This is a genomic window from Scytonema hankhaensis NUACC26 (assembly GCF_045865695.1).
In the GTDB taxonomy this organism is placed as follows: domain Bacteria; phylum Cyanobacteriota; class Cyanobacteriia; order Cyanobacteriales; family Nostocaceae; genus Scytonema.
In genome coordinates this window covers 1-13,467 of the sequence record NZ_BAACAP010000121.1, presented here as the reverse complement: position 1 = coordinate 13,467, position 13,467 = coordinate 1, and the positions used below count along the sequence as shown (strand labels likewise).

Here is a 13,467-nt window from a genome sequence, read left to right as displayed (position 1 = left end):
TTTGACAATAAGTCAAACCAATCTTGAATGCTTATTTATTAAGAGTTTTTCAAGTATGCTAACTAGCTAGGCTCAATTATAAGAATAATTAATCAAAAAGTAAGTTAACAAAAATTATGATGCTTGGATATCAAACAAATTGCCTACCAATGTAAGCCGGGACAGAATACGTAAACTTCGCACTTGGGACTTCTAAGATTTTTGGCGCTGTCTGAGAAGGGGTAAGTTATCCATACGATCGACAAAGTATTTCTACGACAACGTGTCGTTTGACAACGGTGATTTTTCGTATTAAGAGTAGAACTTGGTTTAACTCTTGCTGCATTTGGTGCTAGGGTTCTGATTCTTTGGTGTGAGAATAATTTTCGTGTAGTGTGGGAGGATACTTTGAAATTGAAACAATTTTCATACGCTGGCAATGCCTGCGTATTTTGTTTGGTGTTTGCTCAACCAGGTTTTGCACAACAGAAGCAGACACAGACAGAAATTAGCAAAAAAGATACATTGTCTTCAGTTACAGAAAAAGCCCTGACATCAATTTCAAATATTCCCCAACTTAGCGAAATACAGTTCCCAAAAACGAGTGCTTCTGATTTGCTAACCCAGGAAAACACAACTCCTAAAGTTATTAAAATAACTGGAATTAAACTGCAAGAAACGGAAAGTGGTTTGGAAATCGTTTTAGAAACTCTCCAAGGGGAATTGTCACAACCGACAACTACAGTTGATGGTAAGACGTTGATTGCAGACATCCAAAATGCGGTATTGGCGTTACCGGATGGTAAGGAGTTTCAATCGCAAACACCCGCTCGAGGAATTGCTTCTGTAACAGTTACACAGTTAGATAACAACAAAGTGCAAGTGCGGGTGACTGGGGTAAAAGATGCACCGATCGCACGGGTTAAGACGAGTAGCGATCGCGGTTTAATCCTCAGTTTAGATTCCACCGACCAAGCAGATATAGAACTAAATGTTACTGCACAGAAACGACCGGAAGACGTGCAGGATGTACCCCTCAGTGTTACGGTCATACCCCGACAGGAAATCGAAGACGGTCAAATCACTTCTTTTACTGATATCGCTAATAACACGCCTAACTTTAGCTTTTTCCCCACATCTTCCGGCGGTACTGAGTTTAACTACTACAGTTTACGGGGTTTGAACAACCAAAATTTCCTCACAAGTCAGGATAGCGTAGCCTTTTACATCGATGATATTCCATTTGATTATGCTGGCTTTCTAGACCTCGCCTTGCTCGATCTAGATCTAGAACGAATAGAAGTGCTACGAGGTCCCCAAAGTACGCTCTACGGTCGAAATAGTTCTAGTGGGGTTGTCAATATCATTTCTCGCCAAGCAACTCTAGAACCAGAAACACAAGTTGCTGCAAGTTACGGTAGATATAACAGCCGCGAACTCCAATTCTCTCACAGTAATGCTTTGGTTTCCGATAAGCTAGCATTTCGGATTGCTGGAGCTTATAGAGCACAAGATGGATTTATTGAAAACCTTGCTACAGGAGACAAAATAGGCGAGCGATCGCGGATAGCTGCACGAGCGCAACTCTTATGGACCCCAACACCAGAATGGAATGTATCTTTTAATAGTTACAACAGCTTTACAGACGACGGTAATCCTACTTACAACCAACGTAATGCTCCCGACCCTTATGAGGTTAATCTACGAACTGAGGGTTTCAACAACCTCGACACAAATGCCCAAGCTTTAAGAGTTAGCTATAATGGTGACGCCTTCCGAGCTACATCCATCACCGCACGCCGCTTTAGCCGCCAAGAAAACATTGTTCCAGGAAGCGCAGGTATACAAATTATTGATGACATTAACTCAACAGTATGGACGCAGGAATTACGTTTGCAGTCTCCAGAAACTGCTGACCGTTTTCAATGGTTATTAGGTGGTTACTACGAGTCTAGCGATTTTAATGTTGATGATGCCAGATCTGAGTTTGTTGGATTTGGACGAACTCGACGTTTCGGAGACAATTATCGCCAAACATATGCAGTATTCGGACAAGTAGATTACAGAGTTATCGAGCCATTAACCTTATTTGCTGGTTTACGTTACGAATCTAATAATGTATCTTTAGATAGTAGCTATGAGTCAGTAAATGCTGATGGTAGTTTAACTCCACTCCGTCCGGAAGTTCGAGATGCAAAACTTAATAACAATGAGTTGGTTCCCCGTTTTGGGTTAAGATATCGATTCAGCCCCAATTTAATGGCGTACACTACCATTGCTAAAGGTTATAGACCGGGCGGATTGAACTACCGTGGCGATACTGAAAATACCGTCAGATTTGGAGAAGAAAGAACCTGGAGTTATGAAGTAGGTTTAAAATCTTCTTGGCTGGACGATCGTTTGATTGCTAACATAGCATTCTTTCACAACGATGTTAATGACTACCAAGTGTTGCAGTTTGACGAAAGTGGATTTTTCGGAAGTGTCACCAACATCGATCTCAAAGCCACTGGAGTGGAATTTGAACTGAAAGCAAAACCAACAAAAGGACTGGATTTAATTGCATCAGTTGGTTATGTAAATAGTAGATACAAAAATTATTTAAATACTGAAACAGGGGTAGATTTAAGCGATAATCGAGTTCCTCTGGTTCCGCAAATTACCTATAATTTAGCGGTTCAATATCGCAGTCTCGGAGGCTTATTTGCCCGTGCAGAACTGCGTGGTTATGGTATTACTTATTTTGACGATGGGAACGAAATTAAACAAGAGCCCTACGCCCTCGTAAATCTCCGCATCGGTTACGAAGCTGAAAAATATGGAATTTATCTATACGCAAACAACTTGTTTGATACTCGCTATATAACCTCTGGATTCTTCTTCCCACCACCAATCGCAACCGTGGGATTTGGCGATCCAGTAACATATGGTATCCGATTTAAAGCTAATTTCTAATTTCCTGTGTGCTGCCATGCTTGCAAAACTAATTCTTCTTGCTGCGCTTTACACTTCTCAATTCATTCCTACCACATTTTTTATCCAAACAGTACCCGTTTTCATGCGACAGCAAAATATGTCCCTGGATGCGATTGGATTTTTAGGTTTTCTCATTCTCCCGTCAGCGTTAAAATTCCTTTGGTCGCCTTTTATTGACCGCTACCGCATCCGTGGTTTGGGACATTATCGCGGTTGGATTATCTGTTTTCAAGTTTTGTTAGTACTTGTTACATTTGGATGTGCATTTATTAATATTCGAGAGAATTTTAATATCTTGATTATCTGCATGTTCCTTGCCTTTTTGTTCTCCTCCAGTCAAGACATTGCAACGGATGCATTAGCAGTCAATTTGCTGGAACCACAAGAACGTGGATTGGGAAACGCCATTCAATCCGGGGGAAATATTTTTGGGGCGATCGTTGGCGGTGGTGGGGTACTCATTTTACTGGATAGAGTTGGATGGCGGTATAGTTTAATATTTATGTCATTGGTAATGTTATTTACTTTAGTGCCAGTGCTGCTGTATCAAGAACAAGTTAGTACGAAATCAAAAAAAACAAACTTTTTCCGGTCTTATTTCCAACCTTTCGTTAATTTTCTCTCCCGTCCGAAAATATTACCGTGGCTTTTCGTTTTGTTACTGTATATGTCTGGCGAAATGATGTCAAGTACAATGATTCGTCCGCTTTTGAGCGATCGCGGCTTGTCGCTCTCAGATATTGGCTTGATGTTGGGTATTGTCAGCTATAGTGCCCGTATTGTCAGTGCTTTGATTGCGGGGATAATAATTCCCCAGTTGGGATCGGTACGTTCCTTGATTTTATTTGGATTAATCGCCGCCATTACTACACTTTTGTATATTGTGCCTGCGGTCGGTGTCAGCAGTTTGCCCATTCTGTATGGTGTGAGTATAGCGGTGAATGCGACTCAAAGTATGGCGTATACTGCTCTACTCAGTGCAATGATGGACAAAAGTAACCCCGAAACTGCTGCGATTGATTATACACTTCAAGTTTCAATAATGTACATAGGCGGAATTGCTGCCACAGTTGTGAGTGGTGCGATCGCAAGTACTACGGGGTATGCATTCACGTTTATCATTAGTGCAGCATTGAGTTTGTTGAGTATATTACTGATAAAGATGTTCAGGAGTCCGCAAACTCTGACTTTCTAAGTCAAAGTACTCCCTTCGGTGGTCTAAGATTACCTATCTTCATGTCGGAACCGTCCGGGGTAGGCATTGGGTTGGCGATAGAGAAGATGCTGGTTGAATTGCACGAAGGTAAAATAGAAGCAAGCAGTGACGGAGTTGGACTCGGAGCAACCTTTAGAGTCAAATTGCCGTTGATGACTCCTGCCGGATTCAACAATACCGTCTCTGGGTAGAGCGATCGGTGCTATGCCACAACAAGAACCACACAGGGCTACACTCAACGACATTTTGATTACCGAGGAGCTATCGCAACGCGCTCCCCGTACTCCCGATTGGTGCTTCCAGGCACAGGCAATGCAATCGGTGGCACGGCAGATGGCGAGTCATTCACAAACCCTGCTCCAAAGCCTGGTTGACATAGCGCTCGATTTATGCAATGCTGGAAGCGCAGGCGTTAGCTTGCTGGAAAAAACCCCAAATGGGGAAGAGGTCTTTCGCTGGAATGTTTTAGCAGGAGCTTTAGCACAGTATGTAGGTGGCACTACAAAGCGTGACTTTAGCCCCTGTGGTGTCACCCTAGAACGTGGTACACCCCAGCTGTTTTCCCATCCCGAACGGTATTTCACCTACTTTCAAGCAGCCAACACGCCGATTGTTGAAGGGTTAGTGTTGCCCCTAATTGCCGATTGCCATGTCTTGGGCACGATCTGGATTATGTCACACTCCCAAGAGCGGCATTTTGATTTAGAAGATGTGCGGATAATGACGAGTTGGGCAGACTTTACAGCCACAGCCTTGCTGTTGCAGCAGCGCCAAACAGGAGAATTGCTGACTGCTAATGCGGCTCTAAAGGCAGAAATTGCAGAACGCAAGCTCTCACAAGAGCAATTATATGCTTTAATCTCGAATCTTCCCGGCGAGGCAGCGTTTGTGGTCGATCGCGATCTCCGCTATTTGCTGGCGGAAGGAGAAGCATTGGCGCTCGCCGGATTCAAAAGAGAAGACCTCGTCGGGCGTACAATTTTCGAGGTGCTGCCACCTTCCTTAGCCGCGAATTATGAGCCAATGTACCGCAGGGCGCTCGCAGGTGAACCATTTGAGCAGGAGCACCATGCCCACAACCACACCTACATCTCACGGGGAACGCCGCTTCGGGCTGAAAATGGGGAAATCTATGCGGTGCTGGTGGTCTCTCATGACATTAGCGATCGCAAACGCTTCGAGGAAGCCCTGCGCGAGAGCGAGCGGCGTCTCCACGCCACCCAGAACAACGTCGGCATCGGCATTCACGAACTCGACGAGATGGGGCGTTATCTGCGGATGAACGAGACGTTCACCCGATTGAGCGGCTACACGCTCGCGGATTTCGCCAACAGCACGATTTTCGACGGCATCCCCATCGAGGACAGGGACAAGGTGCGCGAACACTATGGTCGGCTGGTGCGCGGCGAAATCGACAGCTATGTCGATGAGGGAACCTATGTCACGAGGGATGGATACCGTGCGTGGGTTGAGGTGCTGACGACTGCGGTGCGGGACGACGAAGGGCGATTTCTCTATGCGGTGCGTGCGATTCACGACGTGACACAGCGTAGGAATACCGAAGAAGCGTTGCGCGAATCGGAAGAAAAATTCCGCACTTTTGTCAATGCCGCTTCGAACATCATTTATGAAATGAGCGCAGATTGGGGTGAGATGCGTTTCCTCAAAGGCAAGGAATTTATTGCCTCAACTGAAAATCCGCGTAGTAATTGGATAGAAGAATACATTCCCGAAACCGACAAGCCGCAACTCTGGGAAGCGATCGACCGAGCGATCGCTTCCCGCAGCAATTTTGAATTGGAACACCGCGTCATTCGGCTTGATGGCTCAGTGGGCTGGACATTCTCATGCGCCATTCCGGTGATGAACGAAACGGGCGAAATCGTCAAATGGTTTGGTGCGGCAAGCGACATCACCGCTCGTAAACATACCGAAGATGCCTTACGCGAATCGGAGGAAAAGTATCGATCGCTGTTCGACACGATGAGCGAAGGTCTCGCGATCAACAAGCTTGTCCGCGACGAGAGTGGCTGCGTCATAGATGCCCGGTATCTTGAACTCAACCCAGCTTATGAAAGTCAGACAGGATTTGACCGGAGCAGCGCTCTTGGACGGTTAGCTAGCGAAGTCTTTCCAGATTACTATCGCTCTTGGTTAGAGATCGTTGAACGTGTTCTTAGAACCGGACAGCCGGAGTGCTTCGAGCATTTCGTTCCGGACAATCAGAAGTGGTTCGTCTTTAACGTTAATCCTTTTGGCGGAGCGGACTGCTTTGTGGTGTTCTACGACGACATCACCGATCGCAAACGCCGCGAAGCAAATCTTGCCTTCTTAGCTGACATCGCCGAAGATTTCTCGCGTCTTTCGTCCGCCGACGAGATTATGCGTGCAGTCGGCGCAAAAGTGGGCACTTACCTCAACATCTCCAACTGTCTCTTCGCTAAAATTAACGAAGGGCAGAATCAGGCGATCGTCGAATACACCTGGCATACCCCAGATACACCAGACGTGAGGGGTGTTTATCGGCTCTCCGACTTTATCAGCGAAGAATTTCGACAGGCGGCACGGTCTGGAGAAACCATTGTCATCCGCGATACGCAGACCGATCCTCGCACGGTTAGCGATCGCTATGCTGCACTCAAGATTCATGCCTATGTAACCGTCCCCTTTCATCGTGAGGGCGAATGGAGATACCTATTTACGGTTAATAATTCTGTTGCCCGCGATTGGCATGAAGACGAAATTGAGTTAATCCGCGAGGTGACAAACCGCACATTTCCACGGCTCGAACGCGCCCGCGCCGAAGCAGCCCTGCGTGAATCGGAAGCAAAATATCGCTCGCTGTTCGATTCGATCGACGAAGGCTTCTGCATCTTCGAGATGATCTACAACGATGCGAGCGAGGCGATAGATTTCCGCTACATCGAGACGAATCCAGCCTTCGAGCGGCAGAGTGGGCGCAGACCGCAGCCCGGACAGACGATGCGGGAACTCTTCCCGGAAGCCGAGGATATGTGGCTGAAGGACTACACCGAGGTCGCACGCACCGGACAGCCGAAGCGTTTCATCGACTTTCACAAAGAACTCGAGCGCTGGTTCGATGTCTTTGTCTTTCCTACGAGCAACGGCAAGAACCAACTCGCGGCACTCTTCAGCGATGTCACGGACGAGAAGCGGGCGGAGGCGGCACTACGGGCAAGCGAGGAGCGGCAGGCGTTCCTGTTGAAACTCAGCGATGCCCTGCGCCCGCTCAGCGATCCGCAAGCGATCCAGGCAACCGCGACAGAAATGCTCCGCACGCAGCTCTCTGCTGGCTGGTGCTACTACGTTGAATGGGACGAAGCGGCGAAGGTCGGGGTGGTGCTCGGGGATGCTACCCGCGAAGGGCTTCCCTCCCTTGCCGGAGTCCACGATGTCTCGGGCGTTCCGGAGTTCCTAGACTTCCTCAGGTCTGGGCAGGTGCTCAACGTTAGCGATTTTGCGTACTATGAGCTGCTGAGCCAACGCATTCGCGAACGGTATACGAGCGTCGGCTTCCGCTCCATGGTTAGTACGCCGTTAGTCAAGAATGGGTGCCCGATCGCCTCGCTACTGGTGGCTGACACCCAGCCCAGGGAATGGACCGAAGCAGCAATCACTCTGGTCGGGGAGGTTGCCGACCGAACCTGGGCTGCGGTGGAACGCGCCCGCGCCGAAGCATCCTTGCGTGAGAGCGAACAGCGATTGTCCGTCATCTTCGCACAGGCGGCAGTGGGGTTGTCTGAAATTTCGCTCGATGGACACTTTGAGCACGTCAATGATGTACTCTGCCACATGCTGGGGCGATCGCAAGAAGAATTGCTCGCCGCAACCGTGCCAGATGTTACCTACCCCGATGATGTGCCCACCAGCTTAAACGCTTTGGAACAACTTCTGAAAACGGGTGAATCGGTTTCCCTCGACATGCGGTATGTCCGTCCAGATGGCACCGTTCTCTGGGCAACCAGCATTCTGACTCGCCTGGATAATGAGCGAGGGCAACCGCAACGTATTCTGGCAGTCACCATTGACCTGAGCGATCGCAAACTTGCCGAAGCGAACGAAATCCAACTCATTCGAGAGCAAGCTGCCCGCGAAGAAGAACGCCAACGAGTAGAAACACTGGCAGAACTCGATCGCGCCAAAACCCTCTTTTTCAGCAACGTCAGCCACGAATTCCGCACGCCGCTAACGTTGATACTCGCTCCGGTGCAAGATGCCTTGAGCGATTCGGTCAATCCCTTGCCTGGAGTACAACGCGAACGATTGGAACTTGTACATTGCAACACGATGAGACTGCTGAAGCTAGTTAATACCCTACTCGACTTCTCCCGCATTGAAGCCGGACGCATGGAAGCAGTCTATGAACCGACCGACTTGGCACTGTACACAACTGAGTTAGCCAGTGTATTTCGTTCCGCCATTGAAAGGGCTTGTTTGCGGTTGGTTGTCGATTGCCCACCTTTAGCTGAGCCTGTATACGTAGACCGCCAAATGTGGGAGAAAATTGTCCTGAATTTGCTCTCCAACGCTTTTAAGTTTACCCTAGAAGGCGAAATTGCTGTCAGGCTGCATCTTGCTGATGACCATCATGTAAAACTACAGGTAGAAGACACAGGCACTGGGATTGAGCCGGAAGAATTGCCCCATCTGTTTGAGCGATTTTATCAAGTACGAGGAGCTATAGCCAGAACTCATGAAGGTTCGGGTATTGGTTTAGCTTTAGTGCATGAGTTGATCGAAATGCACGGTGGAACCGTGGAGGTAGGCAGCACCGTTGGGCAAGGAAGCTGCTTCACCGTCACCATTCCCTTAGGCACAGCACACCTGCCATGCGATCGCCTACGACTCGTCGTAGGCGATCGCATCCAAGCCATACGCACCCTGACACCAACTGCATTAGGCGCAACGCCTTATGTTCAAGAAGCAGAGCGGTGGCTACCTCAAGAGGCAAGGGGGCAGGGAGTAGGGAGCAGGGGAGAAAAACTTTCCCAATCCCCAATGCCCAATTCCCAATGCCCAATCCCCCGTGTCCTCATCGTCGATGACAACGCCGATATGCGCGATTACCTAACGCGGATATTAAGCAAACACGTTGAGGTGAAAGCGGTTGCTGATGGGGCGGCGGCACTAGCGACGGTGAATGAGCAACTGCCGGATCTGGTTCTAAGTGATGTGATGATGCCAGAATTAGACGGCTTTAAGTTATTGAAAGCATTGCGGGCTGATGCACGGACAAAAGAAGTACCGATTATTCTGCTTTCTGCCCAGGCTGGGGAAGAATCGGTAATTGAAGGGCTGCAAGCTGGGGCTGATGATTACCTCATTAAACCCTTTTCTGCCACCGAACTTGTCACCCGTGTCAATGCCTATCTGCAATTGGCACACCTGCGCTCTGAAACTCTCCGCTCCGAAAGAATAATTAACCACAGAAAGGATGAGGTACTATCAACAGTTTCTCACGAACTCAATACCCCCCTAGTCGCCATTCTCGGGTGGACGCGGTTACTGCGTAGCAGCTCCCCCAGCCCAGCTATGCTGATGAAATCGCTCTTGACAATTGAACGCAATGCCACTTTGCAAGCCAAACTTGTGCAAGATTTGCTCGATATTTCGCGGATTACTGCGGGTAAAATTCGCCTGAATCTTGAGCCAGTAGAACTGCAACAAGTAATTGACCAAGCGATCGCCACAGTGCGCCAATCCCTGGAAACCAAAGATATTCGCTTAGATTGTCTGCTCGATCCATTACCAACGATAGTACAAGGCGACCCAGAACGTTTACAACAAATTATCTTAAATTTACTGACTAATGCGGTCAAATTTACACACCTTGAGGGAAGAATTGAAATTAGTTTGCAAACTGATGAAAACCAAGCCCAGATTATAGTAAGTGATACTGGTTGTGGAATAGATGGCGATTTTCTACCGTACATCTTTGATACTTTTCGGCAAGCTGATGGCGTAAAGAAAGGACTAGGGTTAGGGCTAGCGATCGCACGTCACTTGGTAGAACTCCACGGCGGTACAATCCACGCCAAAAGCCCAGGTATTGGGCAGGGTACAACTTTTATTGTCAAATTCCCGTTGAGATAGCACAGCTAACACAACGGGCAAAAGCTATACTATATGAATTCCAAGCGGGCGCAATACCTTGCGCCCCCACTAACCACTAACCACTAACCACTAACCATTTACAACACATTGCTAAGATATCGGTGAACAAACTGAACGCAAATTGACCCCTCACCCACTCCAGAAGCAACTCGCTTCACCGAACCATGACGCACATCTCCGACTGCAAAAATCCCAGGGATGTTTGTCTCTAGTAAAAAGGGATCGCGTTCTAACGTCCATCCTTTAATGGGACTCCCATCTTTTTGCAAGTCGGGACCTGTTAAAATGTAACCTCGTTCGTCTCTTGCGATCGCTCCATCTAACCAATCGGTACGAGGAACTGCACCAATAAAAATAAACAGGGAAGTTGCAGGAACATTTTGTGTTTCACCACTTAAGGAGTTTTGAAGAGTCAGTGCTTCTAAACTTGTCTCGCCTTTTGCTTCTATCACACTAGTATGTGTTTTTACTGTAATATTTGATGTTTCTGCAATTTGTTCGATTAAGTATTGCGACATACTCTTGGTTAAAGAATCAGCACGTACTAACATAGTCACTTGATTGGCGTACCTAGAAAAGTACATTGCCGCTTGTCCTGCTGAGTTTGCGCCTCCAATGATGTAAACGTCTTCTCCTTGACAACTCAAAGCTTCACTCTGCGCCGCACCGTAATACACTCCTGCACCTGTCAACCGTTCTAGCCCCGGAATATCTAACCGCCGCCACGATACACCTAATGCCAAAATCATGGCATGGCAACTGATTTCATTCCCATCTCCCAATTGTACAATTCTATACTGGTCTTGCAAGCGAATACCTGTAACTTCTTGTGGTGTTAGAATCTCAACACCAAAGCGTCTTGCCTGTGTGACAGCACGTCGCGCCAAGTCTCCCCCACTCAATCCAACAGGAAAGCCAAGGTAATTTTCAATACGCGAACTTGTACCTGCTTGACCTCCAGGGGCTTCTCGTTCAATCATGACGGTGCGTAGCCCTTCTGATGCTCCATAGACCGCTGCTGCTAAACCAGCAGGTCCGCCACCAATGATAATCAAATCGTAGAATGGCTTTTCTGCTTGGGTTCGCAGCCCAATTTTCTCAGCAACTTGGAGGTTAGTTGGCTGCATGAGATTGGAACCGTCAGCAAAAAGAACGACGGGTAATTGTAATTTATCGCACTCAGTGTATTCAACTAATTTTTGTGCTTCTTCCGATAGCTCAATATCCAACCACTGATAAGGCAGTTGATTTCGTGCTAGGAAGTCTTTCAGTTGATGGGAATGGGGAGACCACCGATTGCCAATGACACGAATGCCATCAAATGGTGGACGGAAATCCGCTATCCAATAATCCAGCAAATCGTCAAGCACTGGGTACAAACGTTCTTCAGGCGGGTCCCACGGCTTCATTAAGTAGTAATCGATTCTGGTGGTGTTGATGGCGCGAATGGCAGCATCAGTATCAGCATAGGCGGTCAATAATGCCCGTTTTGCATCCGGAAACATTGACATTGCTTGTTCCAAAAATTCCACTCCAGACATTTGTGGCATTCGTTGATCGACTAAAAACAATGCCACTGGCTGATTGCGGAGCTTGAGTTGTTCTAACGCTTCGATCGCACTAGCACCAGAGTCAGCACGGATGATTCTAAAGCGATCGCCATACTCTTGGCGTAGATCTCGCGCCACAGCTTGTAAAACTTCTGGATCGTCATCAACCGTCATAATTACAGGTTTTGCAGCCATAGCGTTTTGACAATCTCCCTTGTTAAATTCTTGGTGTGTCTTAAATTACACTAAATATTGGTACAGACCAATGAGAGTGCCGTCTGGATCTCGAAGATAAGCCGTTTTTAGATTGTAATAAGGATTATTCATCGGTGCGGCAGTAAAATGCACGCCTTGATGCCTCAATCTCTGATATTCTTCTTCTAAATCTTGTACGACAAAAACTAGAGCTACAGTGTCTTGGCATTCAGCATGAGCTGGCTTATCAGCATTATGAATCATTTGTGCCATTTCCTGTCGCCGAAATAGAGATAACCGCATATCTCCAGCTTTAAACTCAGCATATCCAGCTTCTTCATCTACCACTGCAACATCAAATTCAATAACCTCTTTGTAGAACAAAAAGCAAGCTTCCCAGTCTTTGACAAGCAGTCTCGTGTATGCTGTACCAACTTTCATTTTGACCTCACGTGCGTAAAATTAATTATTTATTTTCCTATTTTGCTGTCCCTATTGCCCCATAAATAATTCGAGTTGCCCATAAACGTTAATACTAAATGTAAATTCAATGGACAGATAGTTTTCTGAATATGTAGTAGGTAAAGGAGCAAAAGGTGCTGCTCGCTGGATAGCGCTGATTGCAGCTTCATCAATGGCGTCGAATCCAGATGGTCGTGCAACTTGGAGACCAGTGACTCGACCCGAACGACTAATAGTAAAGTAAAGAACCGTTCGACGGGAATATTGGGTAAGTCCGGGTATCCACTGCTGCTTCACCTGTTGCTGCAATTGTTCGAGATAAAGACCCAAGTCATCTTTACGAGCATCCATACCATCAAAAGCTCGATTGGAAGGGTTGGAATCGGGTAGGGCGGCTAAATTCTCCTCAAAATTACGACTTGGTAAACTGACTGGACCGCCTAAACGACTCGCTGCTCCCGATTTTCGAGATGGCTTAACTTTAGGTGGTATGCTTTGAGTTGACCGGGGTTGTAATTGCCCAGAGGAAGGGCTTGTTGCCAGTTTTTGCGATCGATTTGCTGGTTTAGTTGTAGGAGCAACGTTTGTTTGATTGGGTTGGGGGCTGGGGACTGGGGACTGGGGGCTGGGGGTAGGGTTTGAAGAAACGGTACTGCGAGCAATAGTTGTCTGCTGGGGTTTGGGTTTTGGCGGTATCGCAGATGGAGTTTGTATTGCTTGAGGTTTGAGTGTTGGTAACGTTCTCACGCGACGCGCAATTGGTTGTCTGAGTTTGTTGGTTAGTGCTGTGGTGTTAACTGGTGTTTGTAGTGGCTGAGGTTTGAGTGTTGGTAACGTTCTCACGCGACGCGCAATTGGTTGTTTGAGTTTGTTGGTGAGTGCTGTGGTGTTAACTGGTGTTTGTAGTGGCTGAGGTTTGAGTGTTGGTAACGTTCTCACGCGACGCGCAATTGG

7 protein-coding genes are annotated in these 13,467 nt (G+C 47.4%); 4 read left to right on the top strand and 3 right to left on the bottom strand.

The features are described from left to right. The first annotated feature begins 387 nt into the window (after nt 1-387). From ACKTT2_RS06505 to ACKTT2_RS06490, 4 genes are read left to right on the top strand one after another with little or no spacing between them, the layout of a single operon-like run. Nucleotides 388-2,934 carry a TonB-dependent receptor domain-containing protein gene (locus tag ACKTT2_RS06505; RefSeq protein ID WP_407885145.1) on the top strand — a complete coding sequence of 849 codons (2,547 nt, stop codon included), beginning with the start codon at nt 388-390 and terminating at the stop codon, nt 2,932-2,934. A 16-nt stretch (nt 2,935-2,950) separates the two neighbouring features. Continuing rightward, nucleotides 2,951-4,150, top strand: coding sequence for an MFS transporter (locus tag ACKTT2_RS06500; protein ID WP_407885150.1), 1,200 nt, complete (start codon nt 2,951-2,953; stop codon nt 4,148-4,150). A 41-nt stretch (nt 4,151-4,191) separates the two neighbouring features. Continuing rightward, the gene (locus ACKTT2_RS06495) at nt 4,192-4,362 is read left to right on the top strand and encodes an ATP-binding protein (RefSeq protein WP_407885144.1); all 171 of its coding nucleotides are present in this window, start codon (nt 4,192-4,194) and stop codon (nt 4,360-4,362) included. Between the two features lie 13 nt (nt 4,363-4,375). Continuing rightward, nucleotides 4,376-10,285, top strand: a complete 5,910-nt coding sequence (locus ACKTT2_RS06490) for a PAS domain S-box protein (protein WP_407885143.1) — start codon at nt 4,376-4,378, stop codon at nt 10,283-10,285. A gap of 98 nt (nt 10,286-10,383) precedes the next feature. Here the strand turns inward: ACKTT2_RS06490 and ACKTT2_RS06485 are convergent, their stop codons facing one another. The 3 genes from ACKTT2_RS06485 to ACKTT2_RS06475 form a co-directional block, all read right to left on the bottom strand. After that, nucleotides 10,384-12,051, bottom strand: a complete 1,668-nt coding sequence (locus ACKTT2_RS06485; RefSeq protein WP_407885142.1) for an FAD-dependent oxidoreductase — start codon at nt 12,049-12,051, stop codon at nt 10,384-10,386. Nucleotides 12,052-12,096: 45 nt separating this feature from the next. Then, nucleotides 12,097-12,492 carry a VOC family protein gene (locus ACKTT2_RS06480; protein ID WP_407885141.1) on the bottom strand — a complete coding sequence of 132 codons (396 nt, stop codon included), beginning with the start codon at nt 12,490-12,492 and terminating at the stop codon, nt 12,097-12,099. 51 nt (nt 12,493-12,543) lie between these two features. Then, nucleotides 12,544-13,467, bottom strand: a 924-nt coding sequence (locus tag ACKTT2_RS06475; protein WP_407885140.1) for an energy transducer TonB family protein, incomplete at its 5' end; no start/stop codon positions are given.

Bases quoted from the DNA above. Each gene is read 5' to 3' on its own strand.
- ACKTT2_RS06500 (WP_407885150.1), top strand. From the start codon at position 2,951: ATGCTTGCAAAACTAATTCTTCTTGCTGCGCTTTACACTTCTCAATTC.
- ACKTT2_RS06495 (WP_407885144.1), top strand. From the start codon at position 4,192: ATGTCGGAACCGTCCGGGGTAGGCATTGGGTTGGCGATAGAGAAGATG.
- ACKTT2_RS06490 (WP_407885143.1), top strand. From the start codon at position 4,376: ATGCCACAACAAGAACCACACAGGGCTACACTCAACGACATTTTGATT.
- ACKTT2_RS06485 (WP_407885142.1), bottom strand. From the start codon at position 12,051: ATGGCTGCAAAACCTGTAATTATGACGGTTGATGACGATCCAGAAGTT.
- ACKTT2_RS06480 (WP_407885141.1), bottom strand. From the start codon at position 12,492: ATGAAAGTTGGTACAGCATACACGAGACTGCTTGTCAAAGACTGGGAA.